The following is a 17,419-nucleotide window of genomic DNA, read 5'->3' as shown; positions in this document are numbered from 1 at the left end:
ATTAAATTGTATTTTTAATTTGACTTATACGTCCTTCTCTATTCCATTCTGAAATATTAGAATTAATTCTTCTAAAAGAACGAACTTTTAATTTATCTGTAGTTGTATTTAAACTAGCTGCAACTGCTGCTGTTATTACAGCAATTAATTCTAAATCATCTTCAACTTCGCCATCTTTTTGATTGATTTCTTCATGGATAACTTCTTCTTTTACAATCTCTTGTTTTGGTTCTTCGATTTTTTTAGAAGACCCATTTGAAAGAATGCGAAATAAATCTAAAATATATGATAAAGCAATCAAAGCTATGAAGGTAACTCCCATACCAATGACTGTTACCATAAGACCATTTAAAAATTCTTCCATTTCATCACCCCACGTTTATTTAAACAGTGCCATGCTTTTTAGCAGGTCTTTGTTCTCTTTTACTATAAAGCATTTCTAAAGCTGCTATTATACGTTTTCTTGTAGCTGAAGGTTCTATAATATCATCTACATATCCTCTTGAAGCAGCTGCATAAGCACTACCTTGCATAGAAGAAAATTCTTCTATTTTTTCTGCTCTCAAATTGTTTGGATTTTCAGAATTTTTTAATTCTTCTGCATACATAATATTTACTGCACCTTCTGGATTCATGACAGAAATTTGCGCAGTAGGCCAAGCAAAAACAATGTCAGCACCTATATGTTTACTATTCATAGCAATATATGCACTTCCAAAAGCTTTTCTTATAATTACATTTACTTTTGGGACAGTTGCATTAGCAAAGGCATATACAAGTTTACTTGCATTTTTTAATATTCCTTTTTGTTCTTCTTCTACAGAAGATATAAATCCTCCTACATCTGTAAGTGAAATAATTGGAATATTAAATGCATCACAGAAATTAACAAAATCAGTTCCTTTATTACATGCTGCTATATTTAAAAGTCCTTCATTTTCTTGAGATTGATTTGCTATTATCCCTACAGTACTACCATTAAGACGAATAAAACCTATTACGAGATTTTTAGCATATTTGGATTGAATTTCTAAAAATTCTCTATCATCTGCTATAGAAGCTATAACTGTTTTTACGTCAAAAGATTCATTTAAATCTTCTGGAATAATAGAATCTAATACAGAATCTACACGATTTAAGTCATCAGTTGCTTCATAAATTGGAGCATCTTCTAAATTATTTCCTGGCAAATAACTAATTAAATTTCTTACACCTTCAATACATTCTTCTTCTTTATCATATTGGAAATGAACCATACCGCTTTTTTCACTATGTATATCAGCACTTCCAATACTTTCAAATGTAGCTTTTTTACCTTCTATTCCTTCAATAGTATTGGGACTATTCATAAATAATCTTCCATTTTGGGAAACCATAAATGTAAAATCTGAAATTCCTGCACTAAATCCAGCTCCACCTACACAATCACCAAAAATCACTGAAATTTGAGGAATTATTCCAGATGCTATAGACTGTTTAAGGAACAAAGTTCCATACCCATTTAATCCATCAATACTTTCTTGTAATCTTAAACCAGATGAATCTAAGAATGAAATAATAGGAGCGCCCATTTTCATGGCATAATCATATAAAGATGCAATTTTTTTTGCATGCATTTCTCCAACAGAACCACCAAGAACTGTTGCATCTTGACTATATACATACACTAATCTACCTTCTACAGTTCCATAACCTGTGACTACGCCGTCAGCAGGAGTATTTTTTTTAGACATATTAAAATCTGTAGAACGATGTTTAACAAATGCACCTAATTCAACAAAACTTCCTTCATCAAGAAATTTTTCAATGCGTTCTCTGGCTGTTAATTTGCCTTCTGAATGAAGCTTTTTAATTTCAGCTTCACCGCCGCCCATTTGAATAACAGAACGACGCGCATTGAGTTCATTAATTTTAGACAATGTACTCATTTATAACCCTCCATTTTTAAATTTTAGGCTCTGTTAAAAACGCGACAATCGCCAAATTTATTCTACATTATTATTATAAACCATGCAAGTAATTTAGAAAATAAAAATTATAAATCTTTATATTTTTTCTACTATATATACGATGGGAGGATTAGTTGGACGATTCAAATAACTAAATTTAGCAGTAATAAAATTTTCATTATTTATATTTCTAAGAAATGATTCAATTGCTTCTTTTTCTTCCATTCCTCCTGGATGACCTAAATAACTTATAATAGTAATAAATCCTCCTTTAACAAGCATGGAAGAAATTTTATTTAAAGCAATTATAGTAGTTTCTTTTTTAGTAATAATTTTTTTATTTCCATTAGGTAAATATCCTAAATTAAACATAGCTCCATTAATAGAATGATTAACATATTTACATATATTACTATGAGAATCTTGTATTAATTCTACTCTTTCTATTAGTCCTTCTTTATATAATTTCTTTTTTGCACTTTCTATAGCCTGTGGCTGAATATCAAATCCTATAACTTTCCCTTTATCACCTACAGCTTTAGCTAGAAATATTGTATCAAAACCATTTCCTACAGTAGCATCTACTACAATATCCCCTACATTTATTTTATTTTTTAATATATTATGTACTAAATCTGTTAATTTAGTTCTTAAAAACATTATTTCACCTACTTTATTTATATGAATTATGTTAATTAGTTTTATATTTTTAAAGATTAATTGTAATAATTTAATTTTTTATAATTTTTTTAAATAACTAATTTCTTCTTTTGTTAAATATCTATATTTCCCCAAAGGTAAATCTTTTAAAAAAATTTTTCCTATAGCAATTCTTTTTAATTTTAACACTGGATGACCTATTGCTTCACACATCTTTCGAACCTGTCTATTTCTTCCTTCATAAATAGTAATTTCTATTTCTGAATTTTCGGAAAATTTTCTCACAAGCTTTATTTTAGCAGGCGAAGTTTTATATCCATCAATTACTATACCTTTTCTTAATTTATTTAAAGAATTTTCATCAGGAATCCCTTTAACTTTTGCAATATAAGTTTTACTTATATGATGTTTAGGATGAGTAAGTTTATAAGTTAGTTCTCCATCATTAGTTAGCAAAAGAAGTCCTGATGTATTATAATCTAATCTTCCTACAGGATAAACTCTCTCAGAAATAGATGGGAGTAAATCCATTACTGTAGGTCTATCAAACTGGTCATTTGCTGTGGTAATATAATTTTCTGGTTTATTTAATAAAATATAAACTTTTTTGTTTTTTACACAAACTTTTTTATCATTAAAATATACTAAATCTTTTTCTGTGTTTATTTTTGTTCCTAAATTAGTAATAACCTTTCCATTTACTTTGACTTTTCCCTCTAGAATATATTTTTCAGCTTTTCTTCTTGAAGCAATTCCAGCATTAGCTAGATATTTTTGTAATCTAATTTCCACTATATTTCTCCTTTCTATAAAACAAAAATAAAAGAAAGGTTTTTCCTTTCATCATTATATATTATACTTTATTTTTTTAATATTAACCAATTATTTAGTACTTTATTTAAACAAGTAAAAAAATCATGTCTATTTATACTTTTACCAGCAACTAATGATATTTTCCCACACATTTGATCTACTATAAAGATTTGCACTTCTCCTATTTTTTGTCCTTTAATAACAGGAGCTTCTATAATTTTAGGAACTTTTAATTTAATTTTTATTTGCGATTTTTCTTCTTCATTTATAGGATATATAAAATCTTCATCGGCATAAAGAGGAACATTAGTTTCTTTAGCTTTAATAACAGGAATTGTTTTTAAATACTGATTTTTTTCTATAATAGAAACTTTTTTATAGTTCTTAAATCCATATTCCATAATTTTTTTCGTATCAATCCATTTTTGTTCTTTTCCCCGTGGACCCCAACCACTAGCTAATACAACAGAAATAAGCTGCATATCATTTTGTTTCGCAGCTCCTACAAAGCAATAACCTGCTTTTCCTGTATATCCAGTTTTTACTCCATTAGCACCTGGAAATTCATCTAAAAATCTATTAGTATTATTAAGATAATAAGAGCGATAATTGCCTTCTTTAGGAATAGTCAATGATCTAGTATTAATAATTTCTACAAATTTAGGATTTTGCATTGCATAACGAGTAATCAATGCTAGGTCATACGCTGTAGATTGATGTCCATCAGCATCTAATCCATTAGGAGTTTTAAATACAGTATTTTTTGCTCCTAATTCTTTAGCTTTTTCAGTCATTTCTTCACAAAATGCTTCTACCGAACCACTTATATGCTCTGCAATTGCAATTGCAACATCATTAGAAGATTTCATCATAAGAGCGTATAACAAATCTTCTAAACGTTGTTTTTCTCCTTCTTTTAAATATAATTTTACTTCAGGAGCTTTAGCTGCTCTTTTACTCACTATTACCTCATCAGAAAGATTTCCCTTTTCTAGTGCTATAATACAAGTCATTATTTTAGTTGTACTTGCCATAGCTCTAGGTTCGAAAGCATTTTTTTCCCAAAGTATACGACCTGTATCTGCTTCTATTAAAATTGCTGATTGGGCTTCTACTGTTAGGTCAATATTTTCAATCCCATATAAAGAATTTGTAATACTTATAGATAAAATAAAAATAAAAAATAAATATAAAAATCTCTTTTTCATAACGAACTCCTTTTTAAGTTCTTTGTTTCATAATATAATATTAAAGCTTGTATTATGCAAAAATTAATTTTCTTCAGAAATTTTTTCCACAATTTTTTTACTTTTTATATTTGAATTTATATAATTACCTATTTGATTTATTATATTGGGGATTTCTTCTATTATTTTAAAGGAATTTCCAAAATTATGATGAACATGAAGTAACTTAACTTCATTCTCTTCTATTACCATAAAAGCAACTGGTTGAACACTAATACCAGCCCCACTTCCCCCACCAAAAGGATATCTATTGTCTTCATCATCTTCTTTAACAGTATTATCTTTTTTAAAAATACAATACTCAGCTCCTCCTGCTACAAATCCAAATGAAGCTTTTGTTATAGGCATAATAATTGTCCCTTCTGATGTTTCAATAGCGTCTCCTATAACAGTATTAACTTCAATCATTTGTTTTATATTCTCCATAGATGTTTTCATTAAAGATTCAATGGGATGAAGATTTATATTTGACATTTTTAAGCCTCCTTTTAATAACAAAATATCGAAAAATCATAAAAATAAAATTTGTATTGATTTTACAGTAAAATAAAATATTAACTTTATTTGTTTTAAAATTTGGAGTTATTTTTATATTATAATTTTGAATTGGTATGATTTCATTAAAAAAACATATGATAGTTGGTATTATTATATTAATTAATCCATAAAATATAGCTGTGTTACTTGGATTATTATTTCCTAAATTTAATTTAAAATCTATAAAATCTATTGTTATATTTTTTTTATTTTGTTTTAATTCACTAAACATTATTTTAAATGTATTTTTATAGTTTGATTTATTTGAAAATATCTTATTATAATTTTTTTTTAAATAATTTGTTAAATTAATTTTAAATATTTTTATATATTTCAATAAATATACGCTTAATATAAAATTTTGACCATATTTATATTCAATTATTACTTTCAAAAAATTTCACCTGCTTATTTAATACATTTAATTTTATTTTCCCCTAAAAAATAATAAAGAATTCAATATAAAATATAAAAGTACATTTTTTAAAAATTTTAATTTTAAAATAATATTTGAATTTATAATATATAAATGCTAGAATTAATTTGATATCATTAAAATTTATAAAAATTAAAAATGATGTCCAAGAATTAATTATGTTTGGAGGAACTTCAGATGAATAAAGTACAAAAATTTGAATTATTTATTAGGGAAAATCCTGACTTAAATGTTTTTGAAAAAGTGCAACAAAATGATGCAGTATTATTTAAAAGTAGATATACTTTTGCTGGAAGTGAAAAGATTTTTTTAATTGTATTAGATGATAGCGTATTTAGTCAGGTGTTATGTAGAATTGTTACATTAAATAATCCTGCAAAAAGAGATAAAATATTATATTTAATTAATGAATTGAATTCAAAATATAAAGCATTAAAATATACATTAGATGATTTAGGAAATATAGATTTTTGTATTGATTATATAGCTTCAGATGAAGATTTTAATGCAAAAACTCTTATAGGAATAATTTTAAATATATTTAAAAATATAGAAGAAGATTATGGGAAATTTATGAGAGTTATATGGGCATAATTTCTAATCGAGTTATAACATTACAAAAATATAAATAAAAACACCTCTATTGAGAGGTGTTTTTATTTTTCTTCATCGTCAAATAGTCCTATTTGTTTGACTTCTTCTTGTACTTCTTTTTGAATTTGTTCTAACAGTTGCTCCTGAATCTCTGGCAAGTCTTTAAGACTTTTAAAACCAAAATATCTAAGAAATTCTTCAGTAGTTCCAAATAAAATAGGCTTACCTGGAGCGTCCATTCTTCCAATTTCACAAATTAAATTATATTCTATTAGTTTATTAATTGCATGATCTGATCTTACCCCCCGTATCTCTTCTATTTCAGCTTTTGTAACAGGTTGCTTATAAGCAATAATAGATAAAGTTTCCAAAGCTGCTTGAGTAATATTATATTTTTTTGGGTTTTGATAAAAAGTTTGAATAACCTCAAAAAGTCGTGGACTTGTACACATTTGAAAAGAATTATTTAATTCAATAATTTGAATTCCTCTTTCTTCTTCTTGATATTTAGATATTAATTTTTCTAAAATTTGTTTTGTTACATTGACATCTTCATTAATAATTTGGGCGATCTTTTTTAAAGGAACAGCTTCTCCCGATATAAAAAGTATTGCTTCTATTATTGCCTCATTTTTAGTCAATTTCACTTATATCCACTCCATCATATTTTGTAATAAAAATATCTTCAAATGGGGACTTTTGTTCAATATTCACTTTCCTGCTTCTAATTAATTCTAATAAAGCAAGAAAAGTAACAACTACTTCCATTTTACTACATTCATTTAAAAATAAATCATGAAAATATATAGCAGGAGATAATGTTAATAAATCCATTATATATGTTATTTTATCTTCAATTTTATAAATATCTTTTTGAACTGATTTAAATTCACTTCTTATAGTATCAATTTTCTTATCTTTTTTTCTTAATAAATCTTGAAAAATAGCAAACATATTTTGAAGAGTTATTCCATCTAATATTTCATTTATATCTACTGAATTATTTTTTAACATGTATTTAATATTTTCTGGTATATTAGAAGTTCTAAAAAATACTTTTTGAGCTTCTTTTTGCCTTTCTTTTAGTTTCTCAGAAACATGCTTAATTTTTTTATATTCTAAAAGCTTATTTACTAATTCTTCTCTTGGATCTTCTTCTGGTTCTTCATTTTCTTTAAAATTTGGGAGTAACATTTTTGATTTAATTTCTAATAATGTAGCTGCCATAACCAAAAATTCGCTCATATTTTCCATATTTTTATGTTCAAACGAAGAAATATATTCCATATATTGGTCAGTAATGAGGGCTATGGGGATATCATAAATATTAATTTTATTTTTTTCAATCAAATGAAAAAGTAATTCAAATGGCCCTTCAAATACTTCTAATTTTACTTGAATACTCAAATATATACCTCTTTTCATTATGTTTAAAATCCAAATATTTTCGTTAAAAATTCATAAATAGACCAAACTATTGGGTCTAAAATCTTTGAAATAACATTCATTAATAAAAGAACAATTAAAACAATCTGTAATATATATTGATATTGTATAATTTTAAAATACGTTCTTGGTGGAATTAAATTAAACAATATTTTTGATCCATCTAATGGCGGAATAGGAATTAAATTAAAAACAGCTAATATAATATTTATTAATATTCCATAATTTATAATTTGATAAAGTATGTAATACTTATCTACTGATAAATTATAACTCGAAATAATTTTTAAAATTGCAGTAAACAATACTGCTACAAGTAAATTAGCTATTGGTCCCATTATAGAAATCATAATCATAGCTTTTTTTCTATTTTTAAAGCTTGAGGGATTAGTATGTATAGGCTTAGCCCAACCAAAATTAATAAAGAAAAGTAATAAAAGACCAATAGGATCTATATGTGCAATAGGATTTAATGTTAGTCTACCTTCTCTTTTTGGTGTTTTATCTCCTAAAGAATAAGCAATTAATCCATGGGCAAATTCATGAAATGTAATTCCTATTAATATCCCAGGAATTTTAATTAATATATTTAATAAAGGATTATTCAAATTTTAACCTCCTCTTTAAAATTATTAATGCTACATTAATTACTCTCTTGTATATTCTAAATGGTTAATTTGAAAAATTCAACTATAATATATATACTTTAAAATTTTTTACTATAAAAAACATTACTAATATTATTAAAAATAAAACCTTGTAAAAGGATTTCTTATACAAGGTTCATTATAAAATAGATATATTAATCATTTAAAATTATATTTTGTAACTATTTTCTTTCTACCAGTTATTTTGTCATTATAATATTCATATAGACAAATACCTAAATATGATCCTGAAATATTGTATAAATTATCAAACCCCATATTTTGAAGTGCCATTATAGCATAATAGCTTCTTTGACTAGAACGACAATGTAAATACACTGGTCTATCTTTAGGGATTTCTGAAATTCTTTCTCTTAATTCACTTAATGGAATATTAATAGCATTTATTAAATGCCCTGCTTCATATTCTTTTCTTTCTCTTACATCTATAATAAATGCATTATTTTCTACTAATTCTCTAACTTTATATACTGGTACTTGTTTAAAAACTCCATTTAATAGATTTAATCCTACTAATGCTGCATAATTTACAGGGTCTTTAGCTGTATTAAAAGCAGGAGCATAACATAATTCTAATTCTTTCAAATCTTCTAATGTTCCATTCATCATAATCATAGTAGCTATTACATCTATTCTTTTGGTAGCATTCCCTTTACCTACAGCCTGAGCACCTAATATTTTACCCGTAGGGACTTCATATATTAATTTAAAATGAAGAGGACTATTATCCGGCATAATTCCAACTATATCTCCGGGAATTATATAGACAAAATCATAAGGAATTCCTGCATTTTTAGCATCTTTTTCTGTTAATCCTGTTGAAGCAACATTAAGATCAAATAATTTTACACAGGATGATCCTATTACTCCCGTATTTCTATGAGGAATTCCATACATATGGTCTGCTGCAGCCCTAGCTTGTCTTTGAGCTGGTCCTGCAAGAGGTAATCTAGTTTTAGTTTTAGTTATTTTATGATATACTTCTATAGCATCCCCCACAGCATAAATATCTTTATCACTTGTTAAATAATTATGATCAACTTTAATACCTCCTGTTTCTCCTATTTCTAGCCCTGCTTCCTTAGCTAATTTTGTTTCAGGTTTTACTCCTATCGCTATTATTACAGCTTGTGCAGGAATCTCTTTACCAGAAAATAATTTAATATTATCATCATTAATTTTTATTACACTATCTTCTAAAATAAGATTTATTCCTTTATCTATCATTTCCTTATGAAGTATTTGTACCATATCATAATCTAAAGTATCCATAATTTGATTAGATGCTTCTATCAATGTTATATTAAAATCAAGGTTAGCTAATTTTAAATTTTCTACAATTTCTACTCCAATAAATCCCCCACCAATAACAGCTATATCCTTAATATTATTATTCTTAACATACTTATTTAATTTATCAATATCAACTACATTTCTTATGGTAAATACATGAGGCTTATTACATCCTTCTACTTTAGGAATGACTGGATTTGCCCCAGGAGATAATATTAATTTATCATATGCTTCTTCATATTCTTTTTTAGTTATTAAATCTTTTACTATAATTGTTTTTTTATCTCTATTTATTTTTATAACTTCATTATTAACTCTAGCTTCTATATTAAATCTTTTTTTAAAAATTTCTGGTGTCATTAATACTAAATCTTCACTCTCAGAAATCATTCCACTTAAATGATTTGGTAAACAACAATTTGAAAAAGAAACATGGGGCCCTTTTTCAAACATTATAATTTCTGCAGATTCATCTAATCTTCTTATTCTTGCAGCTGCAGAAGCTCCTCCTGCTACTCCACCAACTACTAAAATTTTTCTTGTCATTTCTTTCCCTCCTAAATTTATTCTTTATGTAAACTTAATATTATAATTTTTATAATATTAGTATATCATAATTATACAATAATGTATATTTACATAAAGTACTTTACTTTAAAATTATAATATTTTTATTATTTTAAGTATTCTTATTTAATTTAAAAACTCTACAAGTTAATAATCTGAAATGTCCCCTATTTGTTCTTCAATAGTAACAGAACCATAATTATTTTTGACAATATTATACGCCTAAGATTTTCTTAGGCGTTAAAACCATTCTTTTAAAATTAATTTGAACATAGTATTAAAACTTGCTTTTTCAATTGAATCTTCTGCAATTATATCAGAACTTCCAATTTCTTTTCCTTGAAAAGTATAAATAATATTACCAATTTTATCTCCCTTTTTTACAGGAGCTTGAATAGCTTCTGGTAATTCTACTTTATATTCAATCTTTTCATCAGCCATATTTTTATTCACCAATAGCTGTACTTGTTTTTTTATGATACCATTTACGTTTGGACTACTTCCTTTATTAACTTTTACACTTCCAACTACTTTACCTACTGGTTCTCCTTTTATAATAGCAAAATTTGCAAAACCATAATCTAACATTTTAGCTACTTCTGAGTTTCTAGCTTGTTTACTTTTAGCTCCCATGACAACTGATATAAGACTAAGTTCATCTCTTTTAGCTGTTGCAGATAAACAATACATGGATTGTTGGGTAAAACCAGTTTTTAATCCATTAGCACCTTTATACCATTTAAATAAGTTATTAGTATTTGTAAGTCCAAATTCTTCTTTCCCTCTTCTTGTCTCATGGATAATCGTATCTTGCCAAATAGTAGCTAATTCATGAATTTCAGGATATTTATTAATTAATTCTCTAGACATTAGAGCAATGTCGTAAGCGGAAGTAAAATGCGAATCATCATGCAAGCCACAGGCATTTACAAAATTAGTATTTTTCATTCCTAATTCTTTAGCTTTTTCATTCATCATTTTTACAAAAGCTTCTTCACTACCAGCTATATGTTCTGCCATAGCTACTGCTGCATCATTAGCTGAAGCAATAGCTATACATTTCGTTAATGTCTTTACTGTTTGCTGTTCATTCTGTTCTAGATATACTTGGGAACCTCCCATACTAGCAGCATGTTCACTTACAGTTACTATATCATCCCAAGATATCTTACCTTTTTCTACTGCTTCATAAATTAAAAGTAAAGTCATAATTTTAGTAGTACTAGCAGGAAAACGTTTTTCATTCATATTTTTTTCAAATAATACTTTTCCTGTTTTCGCTTCCATAAGTACGGCTGAAGGAGACTCTATTTCTAGCTCTATATCACTTTTATCAGTAGTATTTTCTTCTCCTTTTACTACATTAAAAGATATTATATTTATTAATAAAGTTATAATAAGTACTACTCCAATATGTTTGTTTAATGACATTACTATACCTCCTTATGCACATTTATTATAATATTATGTTAGACATTTTTTAATAAAATATGCATAGGGATGAATATGATGAAATTTTTACATAATTACTTCATAAACATAAGGAGGTCTTTCTGGTTTATTATTGCTTATTTTAAAAGCATTTTTAGCTTTTTCCACAGCATTATCAGTATATTTCATATTAGTATGAAGAATACAAATAGTATCCCCTTTTTTTACTTTATCCCCTATTTTCTTAATTATAGTAATTCCTGCTCCAAAATCTATCTTATCCTCTTTAGTTTGTCTTCCTGCTCCTAAAAGCATAGCTGATATTCCTATACTTTCAGCATCTATTTTTTCTATGTATCCAGAATTTTCTGCTTTTATTTCTATATGATATTTAGCTGATGGAAGTTTATCTGGATTGTCTACAATTTCTGGATTACCCCCTTGAATTTTAATAAATTCTTTTAATTTATTTATAGCTTCACCTGTTTTAATCTTTTCTTTTAGAGTTTCATATGCTTTATCAAAATCTTTAAATGCTCCTCCTAATACAGTCATATAAGAAGCAATAGTTAAAGCAACGTTTGTTTCATCTTCTGCTCCTTGACCTTTTAACACTTTTATAGCTTCTTTTACTTCATTAGCATTTCCAACCTCATGACCTAAAGGTTGGTCCATATTAGTTATAACTGCAATTACTTTTTTATTTAGAGATTTTCCTATATTAACCATAGTTTTTGCCAATTCTTTAGCTTCATCTAAACTTTTCATAAAAGCACCTGAACCTACTTTAACGTCTAATACAATAGCATCAGAACCTGAGGCAATCTTTTTACTCATAATAGAACTAGCTATAAGAGGAATACTATCAACAGTAGCAGTAACATCTCTTAAAGCATAAATCTTTTTGTCTGCTGGAGTTAAATTTGATGTTTGTCCAATAATTGCCATTTTATATGTGTTTACATTATTTATAAATTCTCTTTTACTAAGTTCTATTTTAAATCCATCTATCGATTCTAATTTATCTAAAGTTCCTCCTGTATGACCTAATCCTCTTCCGCTCATTTTTGCTACAGGAATTCCTACAGAAGCTACTAAAGGAATTGCTATTAAACTAATTTTATCTCCGACTCCTCCTGTTGAATGTTTATCTACTTTAATTCCTTTTATTTCAGATAAATCTACCTTATCTCCTGAATTTACGAAAGCCATAGTAAGGTTAGAAGTTTCTTCTTTAGTCATTCCTCTAAAATAAATGGCCATTAATAGAGCTGATACTTGATAGTCTGGAATTTCTCCTTTTACATATCCATTAACAATAAAATCTATTTCTTCTCTAGAAAGTTCTTGACCATTTCTTTTTTTTATAATTAAGTCATACATTCTCATAAGATCACCTTCTTTATAAATTTTTAATAAGTACTTTCATAAGTTTAATAAATTTTTCCTTTACTTTTTTTGATGTTTCTATAACTTCTTCATGATTTAAAGGCTGATCTAATATTCCTGCAGCCATATTAGTCATACAAGATATTCCTATTACATCTATTCCACTATGAATTGCAGTAATTACTTCAGGTACTGTAGACATTCCTACAGCATCTCCTCCTAATATTCTAACCATTTTTATTTCTGCCGGGGTTTCATAAGAAGGACCAGTAAAATAAGTATATACTCCTTCTCTTATATCAATTTCTAATTCTTTAGCAGCTTCTTTTACTTTGTTTCTTAATTCTTCTTTATAGGCATTAGACATGTCTGGAAAACGCATTCCATATTCATCTAAATTTTTCCCTATTAATGGATTAATTCCTGCAAAGTTTATATGGTCTTTAATTATCATTAAATCTCCTGGTTTATAATTTTCATTTACTGCTCCTGCTGCATTAGTAACAATAAGAGTTTTAACACCTATCTTTTTCATTACACGAATTGGAAAGGTAACTTCGTTCATATGATATCCTTCATAATAGTGAAATCTTCCCTGCATAGCAATTACAGTTTTGCCTTGAAGTTCACCTATAATCAATTGACCTACATGGCCTTCTACAGTGGATATGGGAAAATAAGGGATGTTTTGATAGGGGAAAATTTCCTTTGATTCAATTTCATTTCCTAAATCTCCTAAGCCAGAACCTAAAATCAATCCTATTTCTGGTTTAAATTTAGATTTGTTTAAAATATATTCTGACGCTTTTTCTATTTGATTTTGAATTTCCATTGTTTATAATCCTCCTATCTTAAAATATCTTTAGCAAAACTTATGCCATGTTTAATTTTTTCTGTACCTAAAATTTCTCCTATAGTTTGCCCTATATCTGCAAAAGATTTTCTTGTTTTTAAGTCTATATTTTGTTTAAGACCTTTTCCATAAGCGATGAAAGGTACATATTCTCTAGAATGATCCGTACTAGGAGTTGTAGGATCACAACCATGGTCAGCATTTATCATTAATACATCTGTATCTTTCATGGTATTTAAAATTTCTAAAAGTCTTTTATCAAAGTCCTCTAACCCTTTAGCATAAGCTCTATAATTATTCCTATGTCCCCATTTCATATCAAAATCTACTAAGTTTGTAAAGATAATACCTTCATTGTTTTGTTTCATATATTCTATAGTTTTATCTACTCCATCCATATTATCTGTTGTATGAATTGCTTCAGTAATTCCTCTTCCTGAGAAAATATCTTCTATTTTACCCACAGCAATAACATCTAAACCTTTAGCCTTTACTTTATCTAAAATTGTATCATGGGGAGGCTTAATAGCATAATCTCTTCTATTAGGCGTCCTTGTAAATTCTCCAGCTTTTTTTCCTATAAAAGGTCTTGCAATTACTCTAGCTACCGCATGATCTCCAGTAAGAATCTTTCTTGCAATAGAACATATTTCATATAACCTCTCTATAGGAATAATCTCTTCATGAGCAGCTATTTGAAATACGCTATCTGCAGAAGTATATACAATAGGATATCCTGTTTTTATATGTTCTTCCCCTAACTCATCTAATATAACTGTTCCAGAAGCTGGTTTATTCCCTAAAATTTTAGTTCCAATAGCTTTTTCAAAAGCATCAATTATTTCTTTTGGAAAGCCATTTGGATAAGTAGGAAAAGGTTTTTTGGAATATATTCCTGCCATTTCCCAATGACCTGTTACAGTATCTTTCCCATTAGACATTTCTGCAAATCTACCATAGCAACCTAAAGGATTATCAATTTTTTCTATTTCTTTCATACCTTCAATATTTCCTAATCCTAATTGTACTAAATTAGGAATATTAAGTCCTCCTACTTTTTTAGAAACATTTGCAATAGTATTACTACCTACATCTCCAAATTTATCTGCATCTGGCATTTCTCCCATTCCTACACTATCTAAAATAATCCATATTATTCTTTTTATCATGTTTATACCACCCTTCTTATATAAATTATTCCTATATCTATTATTTATATTCTATAAAAATATATTAAGAAAAAAAAAGGGCACTTTAAGCCCTAGGATGTGTTTTTAAATACACCTCTTTTAATTTATTTTTATTTAGTTGTGCATAAACTTGTGTTGTAGATATATCTGAATGTCCAAGCATCTCTTGTACTGACTGTAAATCTGCTCCATTAGCCACCATATGAGCTGCAAAGGAATGTCTTAACATATGGGGAGTAATTGGCTTATTTATATTTGCCTTTTTAGAATATACTTTAACAAGTTTCCAAAAACCTTGCCTAGTCATAGGGTTCCCATTACAATTTACAAATAAAATTTTTTCTTTAGGGTCTCGAATCATGGCAAATCTTGCTTTTTCAATATATGTACGAAGAGCTCTAACAGCAGAAGAACCCAAAGGAATAATTCGTTCTTTTGAATGCTTAGAATCTGTACATTTTATATATTCTAATGTTAAATTAACACTATTTTTTTCTAAGCATATAAGTTCTGAAACTCTAATACCTGTAGCATATAAAACTTCAAGCATTGCTTTATCTCTAATCCCTTTAAGTTCTTTTTCATTAGGCTGTTTTAATAAAAGTTCTACTTCTTGAATAGACAAAATTTCTGGCAACTTTTTTTTAACTTTAGGACTTTCTAAATCTATAGTTGGGTCGTCTTGTATTACCTCTATCTTTTTTAAAAATTGAAAAAATGACCTAATAGAAGCTATATTTCTGGAAATAGTAGAAGTCGATTTACCATTTTTTTGCAAATCAAGCAAGTAAGATGTAATAATAGTTTTATTAACATTTTGGAATTTTTGAATTCCTGAATTATTTAAAAAATTGATGAAATTTTTTAAATCCCTTTTGTAAGAAACAATGGTGTTTTTTGACGACCCTTTTAAATCTCTTAAATAATCTGTATATTTAATAACGACTTCTTCCATTTCTTGTTCTCCTTTGTACTTACTAATTTCAAAAATTTATTTTAATTATAAAATATTTTTAAAAAAAAGTCGACATTTTTACAAAAAAACTTATACAAATTTAACCACTTTTTTTAATTACTCATATTAGACATAAATATTTTCATAAATAATGGAGAAATAAATGTTTCTATTATTCCCGTTAATATTACAAATAATAGTCCTATTAATAACACTAATCCATATTCCATCCATTTTTTATTTTTTTCTTTATTATATCTTTGATTATTTTTATAATTTGACATTGCAAAATTTATACTAGCAGCAGAAATAAACATTAATCCTGGAATTAATATAATATTTTGAGGAATACAAGATACTATACTAAATAAAAATCCATTCCATCCGTAATTAACTAATAAAAATGCAGAAGTAAAACCGTAAGAAAAACCTTTTATAAATAAAATAATAATTATAAAAGGAATTCCTATTATTCCTATTCCTAAAATCCATAAAATAATTATAGTTTTACCGTGAGTAAAAATACATTCTTTTAATACTTCAAAATAAGAAATTTTTTCTTGTGGAAATCTAATGAAAAATTCATTCATATATTGTAATAGTTCTTGTTTTTGTATTAAATTTATATAATTAGCAACAATAGAACCGATACAAATTCCAATTAAAAATATTATAATACTTATCCCATATAATTTTTCCCTTTTAGAAATAAATTTTTTTCTATCTTTCAAAGTTCTCTTCCTTTCATTAAATATCTGTATAGTAATAAAAACCTATACAGAATTATATGTATCAAAGAAAGGAAGTAGAACAGCTTGTACTTTTAATATTTATTATTTTCTATTAATTCTTTTGTTGCAAATATACCAGCAATAGTTTTACTATCTTTTATTATTCCATGGAAAATCATATCAATAGCTTCTTTTAAAGAATATTTCTCTATTGTTATAAACTCATCTTCATCTAAATTTTGATTAGTTTTTACTAAATCTTTGGCTAAATAAATATGTATTATTTCTGTACAAAATCCTACTGCTGTATACATAGAACAAATATATGAAAATTTTGAAGCTTTGTATCCTGTTTCTTCTTCTAATTCTCTTTTTGCACATTCTAAAGGGTCTTCCCCTTTTTCTAAAGTTCCTGCAGGTATTTCTATAAGTTCTTCTTTAGCAGGATGTCTATATTGACGCACAAATAAAATATTACCTTGATTATCTACAGGAACAATAGCAGCAGCTCCATTATGGAGCACTACATCTCTTGTAGTAGTTCTACCATCAGGTAATTCGATAGTATCTTTTACTAATGAAATAATTTTCCCTTTATATATTTCTTCTTGTTTGATAGTCTTAAAGTTCATTTTTACATCTCCTTTATTATATAAAACT

19 protein-coding genes are annotated in these 17,419 nt (G+C 26.8%); 1 reads left to right on the top strand and 18 read right to left on the bottom strand.

Annotated elements, in window-relative coordinates:
* Window position 1: 1 nt before the first annotated feature.
* The 7 genes from OM90_RS03110 to OM90_RS13500 form a co-directional block, all read right to left on the bottom strand.
* Window positions 2-364, bottom strand: coding sequence for an OadG family protein (locus OM90_RS03110; RefSeq protein ID WP_058485430.1), 363 nt, complete (start codon window positions 362-364; stop codon window positions 2-4).
* Between the two features lie 19 nt (window positions 365-383).
* Complete coding sequence (locus OM90_RS03105; protein WP_408605909.1) at window positions 384-1,874, bottom strand: acyl-CoA carboxylase subunit beta; 1,491 nt, start codon at window positions 1,872-1,874, stop codon at window positions 384-386.
* 171 nt (window positions 1,875-2,045) lie between these two features.
* Complete coding sequence (locus OM90_RS03100; RefSeq protein ID WP_058485428.1) at window positions 2,046-2,609, bottom strand: class I SAM-dependent methyltransferase; 564 nt, start codon at window positions 2,607-2,609, stop codon at window positions 2,046-2,048.
* A gap of 78 nt (window positions 2,610-2,687) precedes the next feature.
* A complete protein-coding gene (locus tag OM90_RS03095; protein ID WP_330381817.1) occupies window positions 2,688-3,401 on the bottom strand; it encodes a pseudouridine synthase in 714 nt (237 codons plus the stop codon).
* Between the two features lie 68 nt (window positions 3,402-3,469).
* Entirely contained in the window at window positions 3,470-4,630 is a 1,161-nt protein-coding gene (locus tag OM90_RS03090; protein WP_058485427.1) for a D-alanyl-D-alanine carboxypeptidase family protein, read from the bottom strand.
* A gap of 63 nt (window positions 4,631-4,693) precedes the next feature.
* Complete coding sequence (gene ytfJ / locus OM90_RS03085) at window positions 4,694-5,143, bottom strand: GerW family sporulation protein (RefSeq protein WP_144428529.1); 450 nt, start codon at window positions 5,141-5,143, stop codon at window positions 4,694-4,696.
* Window positions 5,115-5,438 (bottom strand): DUF2953 domain-containing protein, encoded by a 324-nt coding sequence (locus OM90_RS13500; protein WP_408605908.1) that lies wholly within the window; start codon window positions 5,436-5,438, stop codon window positions 5,115-5,117. Before OM90_RS13500 ends, ytfJ begins: the two co-directional genes overlap by 29 nt.
* Window positions 5,439-5,819: 381 nt before the next feature.
* Here OM90_RS13500 and OM90_RS03075 point away from each other — a divergent pair, with 381 nt between their 5' ends.
* Entirely contained in the window at window positions 5,820-6,236 is a 417-nt protein-coding gene (locus OM90_RS03075; protein WP_058485425.1) for a hypothetical protein, read from the top strand.
* 62 nt (window positions 6,237-6,298) lie between these two features.
* On the opposite strand, the gene scpB is transcribed toward OM90_RS03075, so the two are convergent.
* From scpB to OM90_RS03020, 11 genes are all read right to left on the bottom strand, one after another.
* Window positions 6,299-6,883, bottom strand: coding sequence for an SMC-Scp complex subunit ScpB (gene scpB / locus OM90_RS03070; protein WP_058485424.1), 585 nt, complete (start codon window positions 6,881-6,883; stop codon window positions 6,299-6,301).
* Window positions 6,870-7,643, bottom strand: coding sequence for a segregation and condensation protein A (locus OM90_RS03065; protein ID WP_058485423.1), 774 nt, complete (start codon window positions 7,641-7,643; stop codon window positions 6,870-6,872). Before OM90_RS03065 ends, scpB begins: the two co-directional genes overlap by 14 nt.
* Before the next feature lie 23 nt (window positions 7,644-7,666).
* Window positions 7,667-8,290, bottom strand: a complete 624-nt coding sequence (locus tag OM90_RS03060) for a site-2 protease family protein (RefSeq protein ID WP_058485422.1) — start codon at window positions 8,288-8,290, stop codon at window positions 7,667-7,669.
* 198 nt (window positions 8,291-8,488) lie between these two features.
* Window positions 8,489-10,189, bottom strand: coding sequence for an FAD-dependent oxidoreductase (locus OM90_RS03055; RefSeq protein ID WP_058485421.1), 1,701 nt, complete (start codon window positions 10,187-10,189; stop codon window positions 8,489-8,491).
* A 261-nt stretch (window positions 10,190-10,450) separates the two neighbouring features.
* Window positions 10,451-11,641: a D-alanyl-D-alanine carboxypeptidase family protein gene (locus tag OM90_RS03050; protein WP_084757947.1), complete on the bottom strand. Its 1,191-nt coding sequence runs from the start codon at window positions 11,639-11,641 to the stop codon at window positions 10,451-10,453.
* Between the two features lie 87 nt (window positions 11,642-11,728).
* Complete coding sequence (locus OM90_RS03045) at window positions 11,729-13,030, bottom strand: pyrimidine-nucleoside phosphorylase (protein WP_058485420.1); 1,302 nt, start codon at window positions 13,028-13,030, stop codon at window positions 11,729-11,731.
* Between the two features lie 13 nt (window positions 13,031-13,043).
* Window positions 13,044-13,862, bottom strand: a complete 819-nt coding sequence (locus OM90_RS03040) for a purine-nucleoside phosphorylase (protein ID WP_058485419.1) — start codon at window positions 13,860-13,862, stop codon at window positions 13,044-13,046.
* Window positions 13,863-13,876: 14 nt separating this feature from the next.
* On the bottom strand, window positions 13,877-15,049 hold the full coding sequence (locus OM90_RS03035) for a phosphopentomutase (RefSeq protein WP_334292077.1): 1,173 nt from the start codon (window positions 15,047-15,049) through the stop codon (window positions 13,877-13,879).
* Between the two features lie 88 nt (window positions 15,050-15,137).
* A complete protein-coding gene (gene xerD, locus OM90_RS03030; protein WP_058485417.1) occupies window positions 15,138-16,028 on the bottom strand; it encodes a site-specific tyrosine recombinase XerD in 891 nt (296 codons plus the stop codon).
* Window positions 16,029-16,141: 113 nt separating this feature from the next.
* Window positions 16,142-16,759: a stage II sporulation protein M gene (spoIIM, locus tag OM90_RS03025; protein ID WP_058485416.1), complete on the bottom strand. Its 618-nt coding sequence runs from the start codon at window positions 16,757-16,759 to the stop codon at window positions 16,142-16,144.
* Between the two features lie 92 nt (window positions 16,760-16,851).
* Complete coding sequence (locus tag OM90_RS03020) at window positions 16,852-17,391, bottom strand: NUDIX domain-containing protein (RefSeq protein ID WP_058485415.1); 540 nt, start codon at window positions 17,389-17,391, stop codon at window positions 16,852-16,854.
* Between the last annotated feature and the right edge of the window lie 28 nt (window positions 17,392-17,419).

Origin of the sequence: Defluviitalea phaphyphila, assembly GCF_001466305.1 — a bacterium.
In the GTDB taxonomy this organism is placed as follows: Bacteria; Bacillota; Clostridia; order Lachnospirales; family Defluviitaleaceae; genus Defluviitalea_A; species Defluviitalea_A phaphyphila.
This window is presented reverse-complemented; position numbering and strand designations above follow the sequence as displayed.